Here is a 24,321-nt window from a genome sequence, read left to right as displayed (position 1 = left end):
GATCGTTCACTTGCTGAAGTTAGTTTGCTTTACGGTCAAGTTCAGCCAGTGGTAACCAGTTTACTCTTACTCCAGCCTGCTCAAACATTTCCTGACTAACTTGGATTTTATCACCCCAACGTGACAGGAAGTCTTCTGTCTGTTCAGGACAATGGACAGTTGAAATGCCGGTCTGAATAATTTTTGCTGCACAATTTGGGCAAGGAAAGTGAGTCACCCAGATATCACAGTCGGCCAAATCTCGCTTAGCAAACAAAATGGCATTCTCTTCCGCATGAAGCGTTTTCAAAAGCTTCATCTCGCGGTCATCAGTATCGGCACTGTCTGATACACCATGGGGATAGCCATTAAAGCCTACCGATACAATTCGGTTCCCTTTGGTAATAACAGCACCAACTTGGGTCGAAGGATCTTTACTCCATGAGCCTACTAGCTCCGCCATTTGAAAAAAGCGCACTGCCCATTTCGAAATCATGATCTTTACCTTTTACTCTTTATAGGTGTTATTCCAGGAGTTCAAGCTATGCCAGCGGGCAAGTCTTGAAATCAATGGGATATATGATGCAAAACTTATGCGTGTCGCTCAAGTCCGACCTTGTCAATGAATGTGTATTTTAACGCCAAGCCAATACCCTGACTTCATTGCCTTCCTCGGGTTTGGCAGGGATATTCAGTGACAAAAGCAGTGACACACCAGCCATCGCGGCACCAGCGAAAAACACTGCGGCAGGCGACGTAAGCCAGAGTAGCCCGAAGCTAACCGGAATAACAACCGCTGCAATGTGGTTGATGGTAAATGCGACCCCGGCAGTTGAAGCCATATCAGCGGGGTCGGCAATTTTCTGGAAGTAGGTTTTCATTGCCAACGCTAGGGCAAAAAATAAATGGTCAACCACATATAGCGCTGCCGCCATTTCAGCCTGCTCCACAACCGCATACCCTGCAAAGACACCGATTAAGCCCACATATTCAAATACCAATGCCTTGCGCTCACCGACTTTACCGATAAAGCGGCCAATTTTTTTGGCAAATAGCCAATTGAATAGATAATTGATTAAGAACAACAAAGTGATATCTGCGGCAGAATAACCGAACTTCTCGACCATCAGGAAACCAGCAAACACAATGAAGATCTGACGGCGAGCACCACTCATGAAGGTTAACGCATAATATAGCCAGTAACGTTTGCGTAAAACCAGCTTCTTGTTCTGTACGGTTTCACTTTTAAATTCAGGAAATGTCACTGCAATAAAAACCAATACCGCAAAAGCCGCCATGCCCGTAATGAGGTAAACCCACTTAAATGACATTTCAAACTGCTCAAGCATCAGCCATAAGGCACCGTATGTGCAAAGTGAAGCCAAGGCACCGACCGAAATAAGTTTACCCAGTACCTCTGGTGCCTCTTCTTTACTCAGCCATTGCAGGGATAAAGACTGTTTGAGCGTTTCAAAGTAATGGAACCCGGTAGACATTAACAGGGTTGTCATTAATAGGCCGAACACTGATGGGAAAAAGCCGGTAATCGCGACTCCGATCGTCAGCATCGCAAGCGAGAGCAACATAAACCTCTGCTCACGAATAAACAGTAAAACGAAGACAGCTGTAAAGGCCAGAAAGCCCGGTATTTCACGTACACTTTGTAATAAGCCGATATCAGCCCCTGTAAAAGACGCCTCCTCGATAACAAAGTTATTCAATAGTGCCTGCCAACTTGAAAATGCCACAGGTACAATAATTGAAATTAATACCAAAAATACCTCAGGCGTCTTCCACCCTTTTCCCTGATAATGTGTTTGCATGTTTTTCTACTGTTGAATCAATATTCAACTAGCTTAACAGCACAGTTAAAAAAGGCTAAGAGAATAATTGCTACTACCAACGTGAACGATACTGGCGGTGACACGCTTTACATGTAGATTGGGCACTCTTTAGCCCTTGCTGAGCGACTTTTTTATCTGCTGTCAGAGTTGCCTGGTACAACTGCTCAAACCCCGCATCCATTTGGTTTAATGAACGTTCGAATTTTGCTTTGTCTTTCCAGACCTTCTCTTTGGCTTTGCTGCCTTGCTGGCTTCCCTCTGGGAACAAAGAATGCAAGCTTACCGATGATTGATGCAACTCTTGTGAAATTTGCTCCAGGCCCTCCCAATCGACTTGTTTATTATCGAGCGTCTTTCCTGCCAGCTTGGCACCCGATTCAATTTGGACAAAGGCCTGTTGGCGTTGTTCGATACTCTGCGCAGCACTTGACTGGGTATCTTGTTGCCCTCCAGCGCTAGTTGCTAGCGAGACAGTAGAGAAACTGAGGCCAAGTCCCAACGCGACACCCACCACTACAGATTTTCTTTGCTTCATCATCATTCGTCACTCCCATTTTGTAGCTTGTTGTAATTAGTCATTCTGTTTCGACGGGATAAATTTACACTGCAATAGTTGCAATTGCAACTATTGCAGTGTAAATTCACTTCATCAACAAATCGGAACTACTTAAAAAAGGTCAAAGACTATGAAGATTTGGGATTTACCAACAAGGCTTTACCACTGGCTACAGGCATTACTCTTCACCCTTGTTGCAATGAGCGGCTTCAATGGCGGAGGTCCCCATGTTACGTTCGGACTAGCATTACTTTCTCTTCTGCTGTGGCGGATCTGCTGGGGAGTGTTTGGCAGTGAAACGAGTCGATTTTCGCAATTTATCCGCTCACCACGCGTGGTACTGAACTATCTAAAAGGGAAACACTCACCAAAACCGGGGCATAACCCTGCTGGCGGTTTGATGGTCTTTGCCCTACTCACACTTTTGATTATCCAATGCCTGAGTGGTTTGGCGCTAGCCGGTTGGTTCGATAACTTCTCGTTACTTGATAATATCTTGAGCGATCAGTTCTACTACATAGTTGAAGAGATCCATGTTTTTGTTGCCAAAACCTTGGTTGGGCTTGTTGTTATCCACCTGGCAGCAATAGTCATTTACAAGTTACGCAAAAAACCGTTGGTACTCGCCATGATCACCGGCAAGCAAACTCCCCCTGAGCCTTTCCAATCAGGTAAGCTGCATTTTGCGAGTAATCTAAAAGCGTTGGTACTGTTTGTTGCAGCCCTATCAGTTACAATAGCAATAGTTGCCAGTTTATAATCCATAAAGGTTAGTCTCCCCTTATGACACAAGAATTTGACCGACAGTCCAGCTTCGGGTGGCTGATCAATGTTGTCGCCAACAATGCGGCAAGGACTTTCGACACAGAATTAAAGAAACATGGGCTTACTATCGCACTCTGGCCAACGCTTATGTGCTTATGGGAGGAGGAAGGAGTTACCCAAACTGAGATATCGCAAAAATCTAAAGTTGAGAACTCAACGACGACACGAACTATCGATAAGCTTGAAAAACTAGGTCTAGTTGAAAGGCAAAACGACCCGAATAGTCGCCGCTCATTCCGCATATTTCTGACCGAAAAAGGACGTGAGTTAAAATCGGACTTATTGCCAATTCCCGTCGCTATCAATGAGCAGGCTCTGAGCAGCTTAGATACAGATGAGAAACAGCAATTAATTTCACTCTTGCAGAAAATGGTCAAAGCCCTCTAACAAGAGAGATATGTCGCTTTATATGAAGGTGAGTCCAGTTTAGGCACTTACCTTCATTTATCGCTTTCTATCCGCCCCTGGCTAGCCAAGCGACGATCTACCGTTGTTCTGTACCAACGAGATAGCCGCTTTTTTACAAAAGGTAGTGCCACTATCATTGCTATGGGGCGTAAATACCATACCTGATCAAACAGCAAGATATAGGCATCAAGCTCTTTGAGGATTTCCCCCTTAGCATTCATGACATGCAATTCCCTGATTGCGAGTTCTGGGTCTATACCTATCGCTTTCAAGTCCGCGTCTCTACCCGTAATATCATACCAATCAACATGCTCTGGCTGACTGAGGCGGCGCTCAAACCAATTGCGGTCATTGACACAACTTGGACAGGCACCATCATAGAATATGGTCAACTTTCGCTTTGGCATCTCCGTTCTCCTGCATTCACCCCAAAATACTCTCGCCTCTGTTAAGTGTAGCGAGCAGGCTTAACAGCGGCATACACCGCTTATCCCAATAGACTCTGACATGAAGTCATGTAGGTATACTATGCTTTCGCTGTGAGTTTATCTCTTACTTAAGGGAGTATGATTATGGCAAAAGCATTGATAGTAGTTACCAGCCATGCAGCATTAGGCAATACAGGAACAACGACGGGTTTCTGGCTATCGGAATTAACCCATCCCTACTTTGCACTGGTAGACAAAGGGATCGAAGTGGATATTGTTTCAATCGCAGGTGGAGAAACACCCATTGATCCAAAGAGTTGGGATGAAGAAGATGAATCCAACGCACGCTTTCTGGCAAACCCCGATCTTGTCGAGCAATTAAAAAACAGCCACTCCCTTAATAACATTATGCCCTCTGATTATCAGGCTATCATTTTTGCCGGCGGTCACGGCACCATGTGGGACTTTCCCGATGACGAACACGTGAAACGTGTCGCCATTGCCATCTATCAGCAAAATGGCATTTTAGCTGCCATCTGCCATGGCCCTGCTGCTTTGGTTAACATGACTTACGGTAATGGCGACCATCTTATTGCCAACATGAAAGTCACCGGCTTTACCAATGAGGAAGAAGAAGCTGTTGGGCTTACAGGCGTTGTTCCTTTCTCGCTTGAAGACAAGCTAAAGCAAGCCAATGCCACATTTATTGGCGCTGATGCATGGGCCAATAATGTTGTTATCGACGGACACCTTATCACCGGCCAAAACCCTCAATCAGCTAATGGTGTTGGCGAAGCCGTTGCAGAATTACTGTTAGAATAGTAACTTGGCGATGAGCAATAGCTAACAATAACAGGATGTACAATGGAATATTTACACACAATGGTACGGGTCAGCGATCTCGATGCATCGCTAGATTTCTACTGTAATAAACTGGGCTTGGTTGAAACCAACCGCAAAGAAAGCGAAAAAGGTCGCTTTACTCTGGTCTTCCTTGCTGCTCCTGGCGATGCAGAAAACGCCAAGACCACCAGCTCACCTTTGGTTGAACTGACCTACAATTGGGATCCTGAAGAGTACGCCGGTGGACGTAACTTCGGTCACTTAGCATTCCGAGTCGACAACATTTATGACTTGTGTGCACATCTTAAGGCAAATGGTGTAACCATCAACCGTCCACCTCGTGACGGCCATATGGCATTTGTCCGCTCACCAGATGGTATTTCTATTGAGCTATTGCAAAAAGGCGAGGCACTCGCCCCAGCAGAGCCTTGGGTTTCAATGGAAAATACCGGTCAGTGGTAATTCATTTTTAAATGAAACAAAAGGCCCTTACTATCAAGTAAGGGCCTTTCAGTATTTCGCATCTATTAGATGATTGTACCTAGCACGAAACCACTGGCTCTATGGCACACCATGACCTTTTGATGCAACCCAGACACGGTACCACTGCTCGCGCGTCAGAGTAATATTCAGCGCATCTACCGCCGCTTGTACCCGCTCAATTTTACCTGAACCGATGATCGGCAGCGGATTGGATGGCAAGCGACGTACCCAAGCATAAATTACCTGGTCAATACTCTCGGCACCAACTTCTTCGCGAATCGCTTCCAGCTCATTGCGAACTCGGACTTGCTGTTCTGACTGACCTGAGAAAATGGCGCCGCCGCCCAAGCAGGACCAAGCCATAGGTTTAACACGCTTCATCTGCAGTTGATCAAGTGTACCATCATGGGCCACTTCGAAATTCAGCGGGTTGATCTCAACCTGGTTGGTTACCAGAGGCGCATCCAAGCGGGACTGCAGCAACTCGAACTGCGAAGGTGTGAAGTTAGACACACCGAAGTGGTTCACTTTGCCCTGCTGCTTCAGCTCGGCGAACGCTTCGGCAACTTCGTCAGCATCCATCAATACATCCGGACGGTGGATAAGCAAAACATCAATATTCTCGATATTCAATCGAGACAATGAGTTGTTCACCGAGTTAACGATGTGCTGTTTGCTGGTATCGTAGTGGTTGATCTTACGCTCTGGTACCAAGTCGCTACAAAGATTAATATCGCACTTGGTCACGATTTCAATTTGATCGCGAACACTAGGCTCAATCGCCAACGCCTCACCGAACAAATGCTCACAACTGTAGTTGCCATAGATATCGGCATGATCGACAGTCGTAACACCCAGTTCAATATGCTGTTTCAGGAAACTCAATCGCTCCTGTGGGGTCATATTCCAATCAGCTAGACGCCAATACCCTTGAACTAACTCAGAAAACTGCTGCCCGTTCGGGGTGAGTTCAACTTTTGCCACCATCTGGACTTAACTCCGTTTACTCAAAAATCGCCATCCATCCTAGGCTTGTTCCGCCAAGGAGGCAATGATATAAATCCTAACCTTCGAACTGGAGTACGAACTATGACTTTTTCCTTCCGCCTCAAAACCTTAATTGGCGAAGAAAGCATCAGCGGTTTTGCCCGCAGGGTTGATATCAGCGAAGCCTTAATCCGCAAATACCTCAAAGGCAGTGAACCAAGTTTAGCCAAGGCCAACCAAATCGCCATGCGGGCAAATTGCTCACTGGAATGGCTGGCAACAGGTTGCGGCTACCTTTACCGACAAGCCGAAGTTGTCGACAAGCCGGCACTTAATGCCGCTTTTGAGCATGTGAACGGTAAAAAAATCAGCGATACTGAATCAGATAATCTGTTAAAAATTGTGACAGGCTACCAGTACCTCCGAACCCATAAAAAATCTGATGGTTACTTAGATATCAGCGGGATGGCAACATTCCTTAATGTCGCTAAACAAGATAAACCTGAATGATTTCTGTCAGCACGCGAATTTCCCAACTGGCAGGAGTAGTGTTTTTATATTAGGGGGTTACAATCCGCCGCAGTCATTAGCTAAGAAGTACTGCTATGCCAAAACTAAATCTCCATCGACGTGACCACATGAAAACCGTGGTCAATGACTTCACTGCGGACGAGCTGCAGCAACGCCTTGGTTCTAACTTTGCCAAGCCGGAAAATAAACAGCCACGTACTCCCTACCTCACCCCCAAGGCGGTAGAGCGACGCTGGCAGATGCTCGACAACGAAGAAGCCAAAGCACAACTGCTCGATGGACACACGCAAGAGCAGATGCTCTGCTATAACAAAAACATCGAAAACTTCATTGGCACAGTCAAAATGCCTATCGGCATTGCAGGTCCTTTACGTGTAAACGGCCTGTTTGCTCAAAACGATTTTCATGTCCCTCTCGCGACCACCGAGGCCGCACTTGTCGCTTCCTATAACCGTGGGTCTCAGCTGATCACCCAAGCCGGTGGTGCTAGTGCTATGCTGCTAAATGAAGGGGTTACCCGTACTCCGTGTTTTGCCTTTTATGACTTGGCACAAGCTGGGCAATTTGTTGCTTGGGTCGTAACCCAATATGATGAATTCCGCCGCATTGCCGAATCTACCACCCGCCACGGTAAATTGGCCGATATCAGTGTTAACATCGAAGGTAATCACGTTTACCTTGTGTTCGAGTACCTGACGGGTGATGCTTCAGGCCAGAACATGGTGACCATCTCCACCAATGCTGTGTTTGAGCATATCTTGCACCATTCTCCAATCACACCGCTTGAAGCCTTTCTTGATGGCAACTTATCAGGAGATAAGAAGGCAACAGCCCAGACGCTACGTGGCGTACGCGGCAAGAAAGTCACAGCCGAAGTCAATATCGACAAAGAACTGGTTGAGAAGATGCTGCACACCACGCCACAAAAGATGGCAGAGTTTGCCCGCATGAATACTATCGGCGGCACGCTCAGTGGCAGTATCGGTATCAATGCCCACTATGCTAATGCACTTGCGGCTTTTTATATCGCTTGCGGTCAAGATGCAGCTTGTGTGGCTGAATCAGCCGTCGGCATTACCCGTATCGAAGTCAACCAACACGGCGGATTATATGCGTCGGTAACCCTGCCAAATCTAATGGTAGGCACTGTCGGTGGTGGGACATCTCTACCTAGCCAAAAAGCTTGCCTCGACTTGCTTGGCCTACATGGCTCTGGCAATTCTCAGGCGCTATCTGAGGTCTGTGCTGCATTGTGCCTGGCTGGAGAACTCTCCATTGTTGGCGCTTTTTGTGCCGGGCACTTCTCCCGAGCACACCACAAACTTGCCCGCTAAGCTTACTATTTGCATCTAAAACCAGCTTTTTACCTAGTTCAACGGGTAAAGGCTGGTTCTAGAAACCGAATACGTTGGTGAAAAAGGCGGGGGTTCATCAAAGCTGCTCAATATCTATCAACAGCTGTTTGGCTTTATCTAGTACCGCTTGCTGGTTTTCATCAGGTTGGTTATCCCAATTTCGATACACCATCCCCACCCTTGGGTTTCGTTCAAACTGCTCACGATGCTGTGTCATAAAATGCCAGTACAAACTATTTAGCGGGCAAGCATTTTCTGCCGTTTTTTCTTTTACCTGGTAATGGCAATGCTGGCAGTAATCGCTCATTTTATTGATGTAGTTACCGCTGGCAGCATAAGCCTTACTACCTACAATCCCCCCATCGGCATATTGGCTCATACCGCGGGTATTTGGCATCTCAACCCATTCGATAGCGTCCACGTAGATGCCAAGGTACCAAGCATCGACTTCACTGGGGTCAATGCCTGCTATCATGCAAAAATTACCGGTGACCATTAACCGCTGTATATGGTGGGCGTAGCCGTACTCAAGGGATTGAGATATGGCATGATGGAGACAGTTCATCTTGGTTTCACCGCTCCAAAACCAGCTAGGCAGTTTTCGGCTAGCTTCGAGATGATTATGCTTGGCATAGTCCGGCATATGGGTCCAATAAATCCCTCGTACGAACTCTCGCCAACCGAGGATTTGCCTGACGAACCCTTCAATCTGGGCGATATTGATCGCCTCGCCTGAACGGTAGTGGTCGATTGCACATTCAATTACCTCTAGCGGACTTATGATTTTACTGTTCAAAGCAAACGACAACCGGGAGTGATACAAACTCCATTGTTTTTCATCCACTAAGTCGTCAGCCTGACATGTCATAGCATCCTGAAAACGGCCGAAATTTGGTAAGCAGTGAGTACAGAAGAAGTCCAACAGTTGCAGCGATTGCTCCCTATTAACAGGCCACAGCAATGTATCCCTACTTACACCTATACTCTTAACCTTGTGGCGAACTAGGCGCTGGTTAACATCCGAAATATCATTGCCAAACAGCAGCGGGGATGGCAGCTCAGCTATATCTTTAGGTTTGAGTTTATCTCTGTTCGCTTTATCAAAATTCCACTTCCCGCCCTCTGGCTTCTCTTCATCTTCCATTAAAATTTGATGCTTCTTCCTGAGCTTTCGATAAAACGTTTCTAACCGGCCATTTTTTTCTCGGTTGAAGTACTGAGGGATATCATGAAAAGGCACGATGAAGTGCTCACTATCAACACATGATGTGGAAATCGTTTGCTGCTGGCAGAATGTGATGAGTTGCTGGCGTAGCCTAAATTCATCCGGCTGCTGGTATTCAAATCGCTGACACTGTAAGCGTGTTATTAGCGAACTTAACAAATCAGGAAGATCGGCGTATTCAGACGTTTCATCCAGCGTTAGGTGCAAAACTTGATGCCCAGATTCCGTTAAGGAGTTTGCCATATGCTGCATCGCTAGGAAGAAGGCTTGGATTTTTTGAATATGATGTGAGGCGTAATCCATTTCCTGTGGCAACTCTGCGATCACGTATAGAGTGCAATCATCCGGTTCTTGAAACCAAGAGTGATGTAAATTCAATTGATCCCCAAGAACCAGCCTCAAACACTCATAGTGCTTATCCATGATTTACCCTCTTCTGCATTCGGCAACGTTTAGAACAATACTTAACCTCATCCCACACCTTCTCCCATTTCTTGCGCCAAGAAAAAGGCAGGCCGCAGACAGCACATTGTTTGCTTGGTAAGTGAGATTTCTTCATAGCTCTTTGTCAATAATTGTCCAAGTTACTGAACTTAAACGTCTATAACTGGTATATCGATCATAGGAAAATTTCACTAGAAAACAAAAAGAAAGGAGCCTTTATCAACTTACCTCATTACAAGTAGTAATAACGACAAAGGGCATTCATCACACATATCTAATGCGTTGTGCATCATTTTCAGGCAAACTTGCGGCAGCGATTACCATTATCATTTGCAGCATTTTCGGCTGCATTACAGCTGAGGTTTCAATTTCACCAATGCACAAAGCCCTTGTTCCCTCTTTCCTGAAAAACTCTTTTCTGGGCCAACTCCCTGTTGGGCTCAGGTTCATGCTGCTCTCTGCACTTGGTTTTGCGTTGATGGCTGCCTGTGTCAAGCTGGTCAGTTCCACTGGCATGCCGATTTTCCAAATTGTTGCTGCTAGGGCATTCATTTCGTTGGTCATCAGTTATCTTGATATCAAGCGCAAGAAAATTCCGGTATGGGGCGACAACAAACCGCTTCTAATCGCTCGAGGAACCGTCGGAACACTGGGGCTGATTTGCGTCTACTACGCCATTGCTCACCTACCGTTGGCTGAGGCGACTATTCTTCAGTACCTACACCCGGTATTTACGGCAGTGCTCGCCCTACTGTTCCTAAAAGAGCGCATCCAGCTCTCAACCATTGCATGTATCGTGCTTAGTATTCTTGGCTTAGTCATTACGGTTAAACCCAATATGCTGGCAAGTAACGCTGTCGAACTACCGACTTTCGCTGTTGGTATCGCCATGCTTGGCGCATTCTTCAGTGCGGTTGCCTACACCATCGTCAAGCGCTTGAGCAAAAGTGAAGATAGCTCAGTTATCGTGTTCTACTTCCCATTCATCGCCCTACCGCTCTCTCTTTTCCTATTGGGTGGCGATATCCAAATGCCAACACTATTTGAAGCTGGTTTGTTGTTGCTGGTGGGTATCTTTACTCAAATTGGCCAAGTTTGCCTAACCAAGGCAATGCAAACAGAAGCAGCAAGTAAAGCCACCGCTTACTCTTACATCCAAGTGGTCTTTTCAATCTTGCTAGGCGCATTCCTATTTAATGAATTGCCTTCGGTTTGGACACTGCTGGGCGGCAGTTTGATTATTATCGGTACGCTTATCAATATCTTTGGCAGCCAGCGGGCAGCACCGAGTAAGTAAAACAAGAATTTCACTAATATAAAGCTCGAAAAAGAAAGACCGCCATCGGCGGTCTTTTTGTTGTGTTACCAGCAAAGATATTTATCTTAGGGCATTCAGTTTCAGTTGCGCTTGGCCCAGTACGCTATCGACCGGATAGATGCCATCCAATCCAGCTTGCCCTGCTGCTTGACCAATCAGGATTTCAATAGCTTCAGTAACATGGCGAATAGCCCAGATATTGAAGTCACCTTTCTCAACCGCTTCTACAATATCTTTTCTCAACATCAAGTTATGAACATTGCACTGGGGAATAATCACACCTTGCCCTGACGTCCGCCCCTTGATTGCACAGACGTCGAAGAAGCCTTCAATTTTCTCGTTTACACCACCAATTGGCTGTGCAGCGCCAAACTGGTTCATAGAACCTGTGATGGCAATACCCTGCCTAATTGGCATTTGCGAGAATGCCGATACAATGGCACAAAGCTCTGCCATCGACGCGCTATCGCCATCGACACCACCATAAGACTGCTCAAACGTCAGATGGGTAGTCAGTGGGATGCGTTTGTTGCGACCAAATACAGACGCAAGGTAAGCCGATAAAATCATCACACCCTTGGAATGGATACGACCACCCAGATCGACACTGCGCTCAATATCAAATACCCCGCCCTCGCCATAGGACGTCGTAGCAGTGATACGGTTAGGTGAACCAAACTGATAATCCGACGTCGAGATAACCGACAGGCCATTGACCTGCCCGACAGCTTCACCGTCGGTATCAATCAGAGTCGTCCCGTTGGTAAAGGTCTGCATGACATGATCTTTAAGCCTGCTTACCCGCATTTCCTGATTGCTCAGGGCAAGCTCGACATGGTTGGCCCTGATCATGGTGGCATTGGACGACTTAGCAACGTAGTTCGATTCACGCAACAAGTTGGCGATATCCGCTGAATGCAGTGACAGTTTGTTCTGATCATCGGCCTGGCGCGAACTGTATTCGATGATCCTGCCGATCGCCTTGCGATCGCAGTGTAACATCTTGTTATCATTAACGATGCTGGAAATAAACTTGGCATACTGAGCCTCTGATTCATCGGTACGGTTCATTTCGTCTTCAAAATCAGCGGTAACCCGGAATAGTTCACTAAATTCAGGATCATAGTGCTGAAGCAACTGGTAGGTCTGGTAGTCACCGAACAAGATGATCTTCACATTGAGCGGGATTGGCTCTGGATCCAACGAGATAGTGCCCGATAACGTCACTTCCTTCTCAAGAGAACTCACACTGAGCTTGCGAGAACGCAGTGCACGTTTCAGACCGTCCCATACATAAGGACGCTCCAGTACCTTCACCGCATCCATCAAGAGCACACCACCATTGGCCTTGTGCAAACTACCCGGACGGATGAGTGAAAAATCGGTAAACACTGTGCCTTTATAGGTGGCGTTTTCCACATAACCAAAAATAGAGTGATAATTCGGGCTCTCTTCCACCACAATTGGAAACTTAGAGCCGTCTTGGTTCACCAGCACATTGACCTGATAGCGCCGAGGCATTTTCTTGTCCAGCGCAGCATATGCCAGCGCAACCTGCTCCTCGCTCTCTTCCAAGAAAATATCGAGGTTTTCGAGAATATCCGCCTGCATCGCCTTTAGATAGGCTATTACTTCTGGCAGAGACTTATACTCTTCTTTAAGTGTCTTGATGAAATGCGCGACCACATCAAGTGCAACTTCTTCGTTGAGTTTCTGGATCTTATCCGAGAACTCTTCTTCTAGCTCTGTAAGCTGACGGACAATACCACGCAGTTGGCGCTCAAGCTCGTTGATAGTATCTTCAAACGCCTGTTGGTCTTCATCTGATAGCTGAGCAAAAGTTTCTTCGGTATGGGGTTCTTCACCGTTTAGAGCAATTAACTGATACTCACCTGTTGTTGTAACCGACAAGCTAACACTATGCTCTTTCGCTTCTTGGGTCAGCGTTAGCAGCGCACTCTCCTGCTTTTGAGTCAGCTGGTTTTTCAACTTTTCCGAGCGGCTGTAATACATTTCGTTATCGAAGGCTAAAGGCAGGGCTTTAACCAAACGGGTCATCAGCTTTTCAATATCTTTCTTAAAAGCATGACCACTACCTGCAGGTAGCTTTAGGATTTTGGGGCTTCGAGTCTCTTCAAAGTTGGCGACATAACACCAATCATAGAGCGGATTACCATTTCCATTAGGATCATGGCGATTGAGATAGCGCAACACCATTGTTCGCTTGCCTAGGCCATTACGGCCAATAGCATAGATGTTGTACCCCTTCTCCTTGATAGACATAGCAAATTCAACGGCCTTCTGGGCACGTTCTTGACCTACGATTTCATCAAGTGGGGTCAGGTTCTTGGTCGACTTACAATCTTCAGGCAAGCCATTTAGTTCTGAGGCGCGATACAGTTTGTCACTGCTTAGCGGATGAATAGTCATATGGCTCCCTCCATAAACAATCAGTTACATCCAGTGTAGACAGTAAATTATTATGATTTAGTGACTTAGACTACGTTTACTGCTGCCGAACCAGCCCAATAGGTATCGTTTGCTGTATTTATGAACAAAAACCACACTAAGACAAGGTTTTTATACAATTACAGCCTCGCACATAGCCTATCCGCCTATCACTTACATTTTCTCTCTGTTAATATGCCGCGCTTGTAACAAGCTCTGCGGACATCATCAATGAAAAACAACCGAGTCAGTATTGGACTAAGCAACCCTAAAAGCCCTACTAATGTTGGGGCGGTAATGCGTGCAGCGGGCTGCTATCGTGTCGATTCTGTTAAGTATACGGGCAACCGCTACGGATATGCGGCTAAGTTCCATACCGACACTAAAGACATTACAGATAAGATCCCACTGACGAACGTAGAATCGCTACTGGATGATTTATCTGCCGATACCAAGATTGTTTGTGTCGAACTTGCAGAAGGAGCTACTGCTCTGCCGGCTTTTGAGCACCCTGAAAATGCTTTGTATGTCTTTGGCCCCGAGGACGGCACAATTGCCCAAGAGGTTGTTGATCAGGCCGATGCTGTTGTTTACGTACCTACCGTCGGTTGTATGAACCTAGCCGCAACGGTAAACGTATTACTCTATGACCGGTTAGCGAAAGCAGAAAATGTGATTATGGGGGATGAGCTTATCCGACAGAGCCGGGATAACCGTAACAACCTCGTAGTGAAAAAAGCGAATAAAAAATAAGGCCAGACTACTGGCCTAATTGAGAAAGTATCTTCCTAACGTTCGCTGCATTGTTTTCATACGCAGCGAGCATCTGTATGACGGTTAAACAATCTTCTGTTAAATTTGACTGGTTATTTTCAATAACCGTTGCAAAAGTCGATTGAGGAAAGTCATCCCCAAGCCCCTTAGGTTCAACGTACAGCACCTTGGATTCTTGATAATCGCGATGGTACTTCAAGCATGGCCAACTGATCATTTCGACTGCAGCTTTTGCAATACCACATTGCCATTCTTCACGAACCTCCTCCGGCGATTGTTCGAAATGTACCTCTTCTTCACTGCCAATATCTAACCATCGCTGAACTGATGCCAGGTAATGTTGGTGATCATAATCCTGAATCAGCTCAACAATCGAAGATGACGAATACGAAAAGCAAGCACTCATAAAATACAGCTCTGACAAAGATAACTCTTCAAGGGAAGACAACGCCGTGTTGTATGCTTTTTCATGAAGCACAGCTTCGGCATGCTCTCTTTGCGTTTCTTCATGCTTACGTATTTCTTTCAGGGATTGTACACGGGCTTTACCATTGTCAATGAGTTGCTGCGCTTGCTGCAACAACTCGATCTCAGCGGGTGAATACAACTCAATGAAGTCGACCAAAACCACGTTTTTGATGATATTGGAAGCTGTGGTCGCTTTCGCCTGCTTACTCTTCAACACGCTGCTATTTGCCAAATCAAGCATAATATCCCCCTAATAATCGAAAACAGATGCCTAAGCATCGATAAGGTTAAAAAACGGATAATCAGTTATTGGGAAGGGTGAGAAAAACGGTTATTAGAAAAGGTACTGGTAGAAAATGACAAGACGTCACTTAGTTACAGTATAGAAAAGAAACTATCTAGGTTAGCGACTTAAGTTCGATTTATGATCCTTGTCTAACAATCTTAAGAGCTATTGCCGACAAGCAGAGACACTAAAGCCGCTATAGTGAACTTACAAATTAGACAACGTCCACCAAAATACCGCGCTCATTAAAGTCATCAATACAGCTAGCCGGAAACTCACTGTCAGTGATCACTTTATCAAAGCACTCTATATCCACAGCATGAAACGTTGCTACCTTGCCATATTTTGACGAGTCGCTGACGAGATAGTTTTGTTGCGATGAGGCAATAATCGCCTTCTTCACTAATACCTTTTCTTCACTTGGCGTTGAGATCCCGCGCTGATTCCAAGAGGAGGTTGAAACGAAAGCCAAGTCGATATTCATTTCCCGCAAGATATGCGTTGCTTGTTGACCGACACAAGACTGGTTTCCCTTATCAACCTTTCCACCCGTATGATAAATGCTGCACTCAGAATGGTTCATCAAATAACAAGCTATGGCGAAGTCATTCGTGATCACTAAAAGATCATCCCTATGGTTAAGTTGATGGGCAATTTCCAACGTCGTTGTACCCGCATCGAGATAAACTGTCATATTCGGTTTAATCAGTTGCGCAGCATAGAAGCCAATATCAGCCTTTTCATTACGATGCTGGTTAATTTTCACATCATGTGAATGCTCGGTATGGATTGTCTCAGTAAGTTGCACCCCACCCGATACCGACATAACACGCCCATCAGACTCTAGCTTGGCAATATCACGCCGAATAGTCATATGTGAAACGTCAAGTTGGTGAGTCAATTCACTAATGCTGATGACTTCCTGGTTACCCAACAAAGTCAGGATCGTTCGTTGTCGTTCTGCCGGAATCATAATGGTTCTTCTATATATGGTTATCTTGCACATATCTTAACACCACATAGTCACACCTGTGAATATATGTGAGCATTTGATAAGGCAAAATTTGATAATTCTCCATAATTTCAAATCATTAGCCAGAATAACCCGCTTATCTTTAGAAGAGCCCAACAGATTCACATCAGATTTTCACACATTTTATCACCATCACTGTTAAAAAGTGTGAAGTCACGCCTTCTCCTTTTCATAAAAGCAACATAGAATCACAAACAAGAACACAAATTCACAAAAGTTAACATGGAGAGGCAAATGGAAAGTCAACAATTACAATCAGTTGCCGTAATTGGTCTGGGTTCGATGGGTATGGGGGCCGCTAAATCTTGTATTCGTGCAGGCCTTGATACTTATGGCGTCGATTTGAGCACCAACGCACTCAAGGAGCTTGAACAAGCCGGTGCTAAAGGCATCTCACATAACTGCGCTGACTTCGCCAACGTACTCGATGCAGTCTTACTACTGGTTGTGAATGCCCGCCAAGCTAAAGCCGTCCTTTTTGATAATCAACTTGCCGCCCAACTAAAACCAGGAACGGCGGTTATGGTTTCTGCAACTATTTCAGCAGAAGATGCCAAAGCGATTGAGGCCGGTCTCATTGAGCATCAATTAATTATGCTTGATGCGCCAGTTTCAGGCGGAGCAGCTAAAGCCAATATTGGCGAAATGACCATTATGGCATCAGGCTCTGAAGAAGCCTTTAATAAGCTTAAGCCTGTACTCGATGCAACAGCAGGTAAGGTTTACAACATTGGCACTGAGATCGGTATGGGTGCCACAGTCAAAATTATCCACCAACTGCTTGCAGGTGTTCACATTGCTGCAGGTGCCGAAGCCATGGCCCTTGCCGCCCGAGCCAATATCCCTCTGGATTTAATGTACGACGTGGTAACCAACGCTGCGGGCAATTCATGGATGTTCGAAAACCGAATGAAACACGTCGTGGATGGCGACTACACACCGACATCAATGGTCGACATTTTTGTTAAAGACCTCAACCTTGTTTCTGATACTGCCAAAGATCTGAAATTCCCACTTCCTCTCGCCTCTACAGCACTAAACATGTTCACCAGCGCGAGTAATGCTGGTTTTGGTCAGGAAGACGACAGTGCTGTCATTAAGATTTTCGATGGCATCGACCTGCCTAAGAAGGAGCAATAATCATGCTACTAGGAGTTATTGCTGACGATTTTACCGGCGCAACAGACATTGCAGGTTTTCTTGTTGAAAATGGCATGCGCACCATTCAACTCAATGGTGTCCCAGAAACCAAGCTAGATATTGACGCCGATGCGGTCGTCATCAGCCTTAAATCACGTTCTTGCCCTGTTGATGAGGCTATCGAATCCTCGGTTGAAGCCCTTAACTGGCTACAGCAGCAAGGCTGCCAACAGTTCTACTTTAAATACTGCTCGACATTCGACAGTACTCGCGAAGGCAATATCGGCCCTGTCACCGATGCCTTACTCGAAGCCCTAAATGAAGAATTCACTATCGTTTGCCCTGCACTACCGGTCAACGGACGTACTGTATTCAATGGCCACTTGTTTGTCTTGGGTGAATTACTGTCTGACTCGGGTATGCGTAACCACCCAGTTACCCCGATGACAGATTCAAGCCTTGTACGTTTGATGGATGCACAATCGACAGGAACAACAGGCCTGGTTAATTACCAAACCATCGAGCAAGGGGCGCAGGCTGTTACAGAACGCTTCTTGGCCATTGCCCAAGAAGGCCAGCGCTATGCGGTTGCTGATGCCTTCAACCAATCCCACCTTGAAACACTGGGTGAAGCAGCTAAATCACTCAAGCTGGTAACAGGCGGCTCTGGTCTTGCGTCAGGTATTGCCAAAAACTGGACCGAACATTTAAGCGACCAGTCATCGGCAAAAGAAGCCGGTAAACCTCAGCCAGCCAACACCGTGGTTCTATCAGGTTCATGTTCAGTCATGACCAACCAGCAAGTTTCCACTTACGCACAAAAAGCGCCACACCTAGCGTTGGATGTTAAAGCGTGCCTTGAGCAGCAAGATTACTGTGAGTCCGTCTTCAAGTGGGTGCTTGAAAACCTTGATGCTGACTTCGCGCCTATGGTTTATGCCACCGCAGAGCCGGAAGTACTAAAAGCTATCCAGGCTCAATATGGCGCTCAGGCGTCTAGCCATGCGGTTGAACAGTTCTTCAGCCAACTAGCCCACCAGCTAAAAGAAAATGGCGTGCAGAACTTCATTGTCGCAGGCGGTGAAACCTCCGGTGTTGTAACCCAAAGCCTTGGTGTTAAAGGTTTCCATATCGGCCCTCAGATTGCACCGGGTGTGCCTTGGGTAAAAGCAATAGACAGCAACCTGTCACTGGCTCTCAAATCAGGCAACTTTGGTGACGTCAACTTCTTTGAAACGGCACAAGGGTTCTACCATGACTGAACAACAACTCAGGGAGCAAATGGTAACGCTTGCTCGCTCGATGTTCGAGCGAGGTTACGCTACCGGCGGCGCGGGTAACCTTTCTCTCAAACTGCCTAACGGGCACTTTCTTGCCACACCAACAGGCTCTTCTTTTGGCCGTTTGGATGCGGAACGTTTATCGGTAGTGGATATTGACGGCAACCATATCTCAGGTGACCGCCCGTCGAAAGAAGTCGCGTTCCACTTAGCTATTTACCGGAACAACAATGAATGCAATGCCATTGTTCATTTGCACTCGACCTATCTAACAGCACTGTCGTGCTTAGAAGGGTTGGATACCGACAATGCCATTAAGCCATTCACACCATATTTTGTTATGCGTATCGGTAAGCTACCGGTGATCCCTTACCTACGACCAGGGGATCCTCGCATCGCTGAAGAGCTCGCTAAACGCGCGGCAGATTACCGTGCCTTCTTACTGGCTAACCACGGTCCGGTTGTTACAGGTAGCGACCTCATCGATGCCGTCGACAATGCCGAAGAATTGGAAGAAACCGCAAAACTGGCATTGATGCTGGATGGCAAATCAATCCGATACCTTAGCGAAGAAGAAATCACAGACCTACAAGGGAGAGGCAAATAATGGCTAAGTTCGCAGCTAACCTTACGATGCTATTTACCGAAGTACCTTTTTTAGAGCGCTTTGAGCAAGCACACCAAGCCGGTTTTAAGGCCGTGGAATACCTTTTCCCATATGCCTTTGATGCTGAAGTGCTTGCGAGTGAACTAGAGAAATATGGCTTCGAACAAGCATTATTCAATATGCCTCCGGGTGATTGGGATGCTGGCGAGCGTGGCTTTGCCGCAATCCCAGGTCGTGAAGATGAGTTCCGCGCCAGTGTCGACACAGCATTGAACTACGCTCTCACTCTAGGCTGTAAAAAAGTTCACGCTATGTCAGGTATTGTCGATAACGCCTTTAGCTACCAACAACATGTTGACACCTTCATTAGCAACATTCGTTTTGCCTCTGATGTGTTTGCTGAACACGGCATTGAACTAATGATTGAGCCATTGAACAACCGTGATGTGCCTGGGTACTTCGTTTCTCGCCAGCGCGAGGCGGTTGAACTTATTAAGCAGGTTGATCGCCCGAATGTGAAGCTGCAGCTAGACCTCTACCACGCCCAAATTATGGATGGTGACTTATCTGTACTTATCCGCGATTTGGCTAACTACACCGGCCATATCCAGATTGCTTCGGTGCCTGAACGACACGAGCCAAGTGAAGGTGAGTTGAACTACCCTCACCTATTTAATGTGCTGGATGAATCAGGATACAGCGGCTGGATTGGCTGCGAATACAACCCGAAAACAAACACACTCGACGGACTGGGTTGGGTGAAACCATACCTCGAAAAGTAAAACATAAGTCCGGTTTGTAATTAAAAATCATTAACACAACTTGCGGCATCTGTTCGCTCAGATGCCCAAATTTAGAAATTTATATAACGACGTGAAATAGAACCTGCACAGCAGGCAATTAAAAGGAATGAAGAAATGGATGGAGCAATTCTAGGCATTATTGTCGGTATCACCGCAATGATGGTCATGATCATCAAGACCCGTATCCCTGTCGCACTGGCAATGGTGCTCTCATGTTTAATCATGGGTTTATTTGCTGGTATGGCACCGACAGAGTTGGTTAACGCGATTAAATCTGGCTTTGGTGGTGTACTAGGTGGGATCGGTCTAATCATCGCTTTTGGTGTCATCATGGGTGCCTGCTTCGAGAAGTCGGGAGCTGCGGTACGAATGGCAAAAACCTTCGTTAAAATCTGTGGTAAAGGCCGTGAAGATCTCGCGCTTGGCTTTACTGGCGTATTAGTGGCAATCCCTGTTTTCTGTGATTCAGCCTATGTGCTGCTGCACTCGCTAGTTCGTGCTATCTCGCGCAACACGGGTAAATCTGCAGTTGGCTTGGGTGTCACACTGGCACTAGGTCTTCTTATCACCCACGCCCTTGTGCCGCCAACACCAGGACCTGTAGCGGTATCCGGCATCCTTGGTGTTGACCTTGGTGTCTACATGCTATGGGGCTTGGCTGTCTCTATCCCAATGATGATGCTATCGCTTATTTATATCCGCAAAGTTGGCAAACAATACTACCGCGTGCCAAATGGCGAAAATTGGATTACTAGCGAAGCTGATTGGGCAAACCTAGAAAACGTAAAAGAGACCAAAGACGAAGATCTACCAAGCAACTTCCTATCATTCGGCCCAATCTTAGTGCCAATCGCACTTATCCTTGCAAACACTATGATTGGTGAAGGTAGCAGCTTCTTCCATACATTCCTTCAGCTTGTCGGTAACCCTGTTGTTGCAGTTGGTATCGGTGTCCTGATGGCGCTTTACGGCCTAACAACACAAATTGACCGTAAAGAAATGATTGGCTCAATGGACGATGCCCTATCAACAACCGGCCTAATCCTTGTTGTCACAGGCTGTGGTGGCGCGATGGGCGCAGTACTTAAAGCTTCTGGTGCAGGCCCTCAGGTAGCAGAGGTCATTGCAAGCAGTGGTATCCCACCGCTACTTGTTCCACTTGCTATCGCCTCTATGCTGCGTCTAATCCAAGGTTCTGCAACAGCGTCAATGATGGTCGCTGCAACAATGACTCTACCTCTAGTAGAAACCCTTGGTCTTGACCCTGTTTTCGTCGCGCTAGCCTGTGCTGTTGGCCCTGTGGGCTTCTCACACCTTAACGACTCTTACTTCCATATCATCAGCCGTACACTGGGTATCACCGAACTCTCTGACCAGCTAAAGATTTGGAGTCTGACTTCAACTATCGCTTGGGCAATTGGTGCCAGCATCATCATGACACTGAACTTGTTCTTCGGTAAAGGCGGTACACTTATCGATCCAATCATCCCACTCGCTGTACTTGGTGCAATCGTTGTTTGGATGAAAACACGTCAGGGTGAAGCACCGAAAGAGGTTGCAGCTTAATACCTAATAATTAAGCCCCCCAAAAACGAATAAAGCCCACTATGATGTGGGCTTTACGTTTATTTGGGGAATTACTCAATTTAATGAATAACACCAATCAACCCAATATCACTCCGGGTGACAATACCTTTCTCATCAACTTCAAATGAAAGCCCTGACTCAGTCTCGAACGACAACAGATTTTCATTCAACGTCAGCTTACCCACAGAAAGAGAAGAGTATGAATGATCACTGATTTTCACATAGTTATGAAAATATGATGCATGTCGCGAGGTAGTCATCACTGTATCACCATATTTCACATCTACCTGAAAATCACCAATGCTGGTATCAAGTGCCACATAATTATCTTCTTTGGCACACACACGCATGCTCTCTACAACAAAAATTACGTCTTTTTGTAGTTGAGGGCTGTAGTACTCATAATTCTCTTTCACGTAGCAACCGTTGGGCTTCACTTTCGCGATTGCAGAAAGGTTTTCGAATTCCGATTGTGGAATAAAGCTGTAGTTTATTTGTTCCTGCCCTAGCGCTAAAATCAGCTGCTCTCTAAATTCAACCATATCATTGTTGGTCATCTCAGCATCCTTAAGCAGAAACTGAACATTAAGAGCCTGTGTGGCAGCTTTTTCACTGAGTACCTGAATCAGCTCGCTCTTCTGTAAATCCACCGGGATCACCTTTGAAGGTTCATCTTTACTTGGGCTAGCACACCCGAACAGAAGCATCGATAAGATTGCCATTAACGCAAAATTTTTCATCCTAACACCAACTGGTTAAGTTAACTCACCACAAATATAAAACACCGTTCAATATTTTGGTAAGAAAAGTTATTATTTTTATTTTTCCCCTAAATCACCAAATACCGCGATTTTCTTTTAGAGGTTTCATTAGCAAATTTATGCTTGATGCGAGGACTATAACAGATGAAAAGCAAAAAGTTGTCATCTAACTTCAAAAATTATGAACACTGCTCAAAACTCAAGCAAGATACCTAACTCAAGAAAGATACCTAGGCCACCAGTTCATCAAGTAAACAATTGTTCTATATAACAACGTGATGCCCTGTTTGACAGGGCACCTGGAAAAACTATCGTGGTTTAGCCACATATTCATAGTTATCACCACGGCGTTTGTAGTAGTGATTATCGATAATGGCGTAGGTAGCACCTGCAATCACAGCAAATGTAGCGATTTCAGGGAGACGACTGCGGTGATAGTGACGGTGCTTAGGGTACTTATGTACAACTACCACCTTCTTCTTATGCCTTTTAGGTTTAGGCTTCACCACCACGACATGGTGTTTATGCTTATGTTTATGATGCTTGTGTTTGTGATGGTGGTGGTGTCCATGTTTATGACCTTTTGCCTCAGCGACACTTGGTACGGTTAAACCCACCGACATCACGGCCATTGACATAACACCTACCATTAGGCTTTTTTTCCAAGACTTTGATGCCTTAGTTGATTGCTTTGATTCCGCTCTAAGTTGTATTTTCATGGTTTTACTCCACTCTTTTATGCCGAAAGATTACCCTTCACAACGAAAAACAATGTTCGATTTCTGTAAAATTTCGTCAAGCAGACAGTCAAAAACCATAAAGATATTAATGGTACTTATTAAGTGATTGAATTGTAGGTAACCCTCGAAAGATCCCCTTACATTTCAACTAGAGCAAAAAAACTATTCCAGTTTTGCAATCTAGGATTCTTCATTCAGATAGTTCATTTTCTCGCCACTGGCGTATAGTTAATCCCATCAACAAAGCATTTGTTGATGGGAGATGATGTTCCTCCTTTAACCGCCCTACTGGGATGATGACGTCTAACAACAACGGCAATGAATGGCCGGGGATCTTTAATGACACTGTGCTCTCACAGTGCATCTAGGTATGTTGTTAGCGTTAAAACTCCCCCTCCATTCTTTGCTCAAAAGTACACCTGTTAGAGATGAGCAAAAGCAATGCAATATTCAACTGAAATCCAAAACATGTGCCCTATCCAGAGAGGGCCTCAACATCAATCATCCCCTATCCCTGTCGAAGGACGCTGGGTTCACCCCAAAGATGTTATCGCTATTTCCGGGGTCAGCCACGGCGTTGGCACTTGTGCTCCTCAGCAGGGCGCGGCCAAACTTACCCTTAATGTCAAAGACGGCGTTATCGAAGAGGCCCTTATTGAAACCATTGGCTGCTCGGGTATGACCCACTCTGCGGCAATGGCTTCCGAGCTTATCACTGGCAAAACCATTCTTGAGGCACTGAATACTGATTTGGTGTGTGATGCCATCAACGTCGCGATGCGCGAAATCTTCCTGCAGTATGTCTATGGCCGAACTCAAACCGCCTTCTCATTGGATGGCCTACCCATTGGTGCCGGTCTTGAAGATTTAGGGAAAGGCTTGCGCAGCCAGGTAGGCACCCATTACGGTACGCGTGCCAAGGGGCCACGTTATATGGAAATGGCCGAAGGGTATGTAACCGAACTGGCCTTGGATGAAAATGATGAAATTATCGGTTACCGATTCGTCAACCTGGGGAAAATGATGGAGTCCATCGCCAAAGGGACCGCTGCCGAACAAGCCATGCAGTTAGCAACTGGCCAGTATGGTCGATTCGACGAGGCAGTCAAAACCATTGACCCACGCCAGCAATAACAAGATTAGTGATTACCTTTGCACCAAGAGTGAC

At 46.0% G+C, this 24,321-nt stretch carries 26 protein-coding genes and 1 riboswitch; of the genes, 14 read left to right on the top strand and 12 right to left on the bottom strand.

Features of this window, described 5'->3' with window-relative positions; genetic code table 11:
- Positions 1-19 precede the first annotated feature (19 nt).
- The 3 genes from C9J01_RS01225 to C9J01_RS01215 form a co-directional block, all read right to left on the bottom strand.
- On the bottom strand, positions 20-475 hold the full coding sequence (locus tag C9J01_RS01225) for a dCMP deaminase family protein (protein WP_107296286.1): 456 nt from the start codon (positions 473-475) through the stop codon (positions 20-22).
- Positions 476-614: 139 nt separating this feature from the next.
- Positions 615-1,802, bottom strand: coding sequence for an MFS transporter (locus tag C9J01_RS01220; protein ID WP_107296285.1), 1,188 nt, complete (start codon positions 1,800-1,802; stop codon positions 615-617).
- Between the two features lie 73 nt (positions 1,803-1,875).
- Positions 1,876-2,364 (bottom strand): c-type cytochrome, encoded by a 489-nt coding sequence (locus C9J01_RS01215; protein WP_107296284.1) that lies wholly within the window; start codon positions 2,362-2,364, stop codon positions 1,876-1,878.
- 145 nt (positions 2,365-2,509) lie between these two features.
- Here C9J01_RS01215 and C9J01_RS01210 point away from each other — a divergent pair, with 145 nt between their 5' ends.
- Positions 2,510-3,139 (top strand): cytochrome b/b6 domain-containing protein, encoded by a 630-nt coding sequence (locus tag C9J01_RS01210; RefSeq protein WP_107296283.1) that lies wholly within the window; start codon positions 2,510-2,512, stop codon positions 3,137-3,139.
- A gap of 23 nt (positions 3,140-3,162) precedes the next feature.
- A complete protein-coding gene (locus C9J01_RS01205; protein ID WP_107296282.1) occupies positions 3,163-3,591 on the top strand; it encodes a MarR family winged helix-turn-helix transcriptional regulator in 429 nt (142 codons plus the stop codon).
- 53 nt (positions 3,592-3,644) lie between these two features.
- Here C9J01_RS01205 and C9J01_RS01200 read toward each other — a convergent pair whose 3' ends face one another.
- Positions 3,645-4,019, bottom strand: coding sequence for a thiol-disulfide oxidoreductase DCC family protein (locus C9J01_RS01200; RefSeq protein WP_107296281.1), 375 nt, complete (start codon positions 4,017-4,019; stop codon positions 3,645-3,647).
- A 165-nt stretch (positions 4,020-4,184) separates the two neighbouring features.
- On the opposite strand from C9J01_RS01200, the gene C9J01_RS01195 reads away from it, so the two are divergent.
- Together C9J01_RS01195 and C9J01_RS01190 are read left to right on the top strand one after the other, a co-directional pair.
- Positions 4,185-4,862, top strand: a complete 678-nt coding sequence (locus tag C9J01_RS01195; RefSeq protein ID WP_107296280.1) for a type 1 glutamine amidotransferase domain-containing protein — start codon at positions 4,185-4,187, stop codon at positions 4,860-4,862.
- 42 nt (positions 4,863-4,904) lie between these two features.
- Positions 4,905-5,345, top strand: a complete 441-nt coding sequence (locus tag C9J01_RS01190; RefSeq protein WP_107296279.1) for a VOC family protein — start codon at positions 4,905-4,907, stop codon at positions 5,343-5,345.
- A gap of 99 nt (positions 5,346-5,444) precedes the next feature.
- Here C9J01_RS01190 and C9J01_RS01185 read toward each other — a convergent pair whose 3' ends face one another.
- The gene (locus tag C9J01_RS01185; protein ID WP_107296278.1) at positions 5,445-6,353 is read right to left on the bottom strand and encodes an aldo/keto reductase; all 909 of its coding nucleotides are present in this window, start codon (positions 6,351-6,353) and stop codon (positions 5,445-5,447) included.
- A gap of 102 nt (positions 6,354-6,455) precedes the next feature.
- Between C9J01_RS01185 and C9J01_RS01180 the strand changes: the two genes are divergently transcribed.
- Positions 6,456-6,863, top strand: a complete 408-nt coding sequence (locus C9J01_RS01180) for a helix-turn-helix domain-containing protein (RefSeq protein ID WP_107296277.1) — start codon at positions 6,456-6,458, stop codon at positions 6,861-6,863.
- A 95-nt stretch (positions 6,864-6,958) separates the two neighbouring features.
- Complete coding sequence (locus tag C9J01_RS01175) at positions 6,959-8,218, top strand: hydroxymethylglutaryl-CoA reductase (protein ID WP_107296276.1); 1,260 nt, start codon at positions 6,959-6,961, stop codon at positions 8,216-8,218.
- Between the two features lie 97 nt (positions 8,219-8,315).
- On the opposite strand, the gene C9J01_RS01170 is transcribed toward C9J01_RS01175, so the two are convergent.
- Together C9J01_RS01170 and C9J01_RS01165 are read right to left on the bottom strand one after the other, a co-directional pair.
- Positions 8,316-9,887 (bottom strand): cryptochrome/photolyase family protein, encoded by a 1,572-nt coding sequence (locus tag C9J01_RS01170; protein WP_107296275.1) that lies wholly within the window; start codon positions 9,885-9,887, stop codon positions 8,316-8,318.
- On the bottom strand, positions 9,880-10,023 hold the full coding sequence (locus tag C9J01_RS01165; RefSeq protein ID WP_107296274.1) for a DUF2256 domain-containing protein: 144 nt from the start codon (positions 10,021-10,023) through the stop codon (positions 9,880-9,882). The genes C9J01_RS01170 and C9J01_RS01165 overlap by 8 nt, the downstream gene beginning before the upstream one ends.
- A 261-nt stretch (positions 10,024-10,284) precedes the next feature.
- Between C9J01_RS01165 and C9J01_RS01160 the strand changes: the two genes are divergently transcribed.
- A complete protein-coding gene (locus C9J01_RS01160; RefSeq protein WP_107297378.1) occupies positions 10,285-11,205 on the top strand; it encodes a DMT family transporter in 921 nt (306 codons plus the stop codon).
- Between the two features lie 81 nt (positions 11,206-11,286).
- Here the strand turns inward: C9J01_RS01160 and C9J01_RS01155 are convergent, their stop codons facing one another.
- Positions 11,287-13,656, bottom strand: coding sequence for an ATP-binding protein (locus C9J01_RS01155; RefSeq protein ID WP_107296273.1), 2,370 nt, complete (start codon positions 13,654-13,656; stop codon positions 11,287-11,289).
- Between the two features lie 249 nt (positions 13,657-13,905).
- On the opposite strand from C9J01_RS01155, the gene C9J01_RS01150 reads away from it, so the two are divergent.
- On the top strand, positions 13,906-14,427 hold the full coding sequence (locus C9J01_RS01150; protein WP_107296272.1) for an RNA methyltransferase: 522 nt from the start codon (positions 13,906-13,908) through the stop codon (positions 14,425-14,427).
- 7 nt (positions 14,428-14,434) lie between these two features.
- Here C9J01_RS01150 and C9J01_RS01145 read toward each other — a convergent pair whose 3' ends face one another.
- Both C9J01_RS01145 and C9J01_RS01140 read right to left on the bottom strand, forming a co-directional pair.
- Positions 14,435-15,157, bottom strand: coding sequence for a hypothetical protein (locus tag C9J01_RS01145; protein ID WP_107296271.1), 723 nt, complete (start codon positions 15,155-15,157; stop codon positions 14,435-14,437).
- 259 nt (positions 15,158-15,416) lie between these two features.
- Entirely contained in the window at positions 15,417-16,175 is a 759-nt protein-coding gene (locus tag C9J01_RS01140; protein WP_107296270.1) for a DeoR/GlpR family DNA-binding transcription regulator, read from the bottom strand.
- Positions 16,176-16,469: 294 nt separating this feature from the next.
- On the opposite strand from C9J01_RS01140, the gene ltnD reads away from it, so the two are divergent.
- The 5 genes from ltnD to C9J01_RS01115 all read left to right on the top strand — a co-directional run bounded on the left by ltnD (position 16,470) and on the right by C9J01_RS01115 (position 21,631).
- Entirely contained in the window at positions 16,470-17,375 is a 906-nt protein-coding gene (gene ltnD, locus C9J01_RS01135; protein WP_107296269.1) for an L-threonate dehydrogenase, read from the top strand.
- 2 nt (positions 17,376-17,377) lie between these two features.
- Positions 17,378-18,637 carry a 3-oxo-tetronate kinase gene (otnK, locus tag C9J01_RS01130; RefSeq protein ID WP_107296268.1) on the top strand — a complete coding sequence of 420 codons (1,260 nt, stop codon included), beginning with the start codon at positions 17,378-17,380 and terminating at the stop codon, positions 18,635-18,637.
- Positions 18,630-19,262 (top strand): 3-oxo-tetronate 4-phosphate decarboxylase, encoded by a 633-nt coding sequence (gene otnC / locus C9J01_RS01125; RefSeq protein ID WP_107296267.1) that lies wholly within the window; start codon positions 18,630-18,632, stop codon positions 19,260-19,262. The genes otnK and otnC overlap by 8 nt, the downstream gene beginning before the upstream one ends.
- Complete coding sequence (gene otnI / locus C9J01_RS01120) at positions 19,262-20,044, top strand: 2-oxo-tetronate isomerase (RefSeq protein ID WP_107296266.1); 783 nt, start codon at positions 19,262-19,264, stop codon at positions 20,042-20,044. The genes otnC and otnI overlap by 1 nt, the downstream gene beginning before the upstream one ends.
- A gap of 135 nt (positions 20,045-20,179) precedes the next feature.
- The gene (locus tag C9J01_RS01115; RefSeq protein ID WP_107296265.1) at positions 20,180-21,631 is read left to right on the top strand and encodes a GntP family permease; all 1,452 of its coding nucleotides are present in this window, start codon (positions 20,180-20,182) and stop codon (positions 21,629-21,631) included.
- 80 nt (positions 21,632-21,711) lie between these two features.
- On the opposite strand, the gene C9J01_RS01110 is transcribed toward C9J01_RS01115, so the two are convergent.
- Together C9J01_RS01110 and C9J01_RS01105 are read right to left on the bottom strand one after the other, a co-directional pair.
- Positions 21,712-22,392 carry a hypothetical protein gene (locus tag C9J01_RS01110; RefSeq protein ID WP_107296264.1) on the bottom strand — a complete coding sequence of 227 codons (681 nt, stop codon included), beginning with the start codon at positions 22,390-22,392 and terminating at the stop codon, positions 21,712-21,714.
- A gap of 329 nt (positions 22,393-22,721) precedes the next feature.
- Positions 22,722-23,132, bottom strand: coding sequence for a hypothetical protein (locus C9J01_RS01105; protein WP_237156832.1), 411 nt, complete (start codon positions 23,130-23,132; stop codon positions 22,722-22,724).
- A 270-nt stretch (positions 23,133-23,402) separates the two neighbouring features.
- A riboswitch (Fluoride riboswitch) is annotated at positions 23,403-23,466 on the top strand.
- A 128-nt stretch (positions 23,467-23,594) separates the two neighbouring features.
- Between C9J01_RS01105 and C9J01_RS01100 the strand changes: the two genes are divergently transcribed.
- Positions 23,595-24,287 (top strand): iron-sulfur cluster assembly scaffold protein, encoded by a 693-nt coding sequence (locus C9J01_RS01100; RefSeq protein ID WP_107296263.1) that lies wholly within the window; start codon positions 23,595-23,597, stop codon positions 24,285-24,287.
- Positions 24,288-24,321: the final 34 nt, after the last annotated feature.

Origin of the sequence: Photobacterium rosenbergii (genome assembly GCF_003026455.1) — a bacterium.
Taxonomy (GTDB): domain Bacteria; phylum Pseudomonadota; class Gammaproteobacteria; order Enterobacterales; family Vibrionaceae; genus Photobacterium; species Photobacterium rosenbergii.
This window is presented reverse-complemented; position numbering and strand designations above follow the sequence as displayed.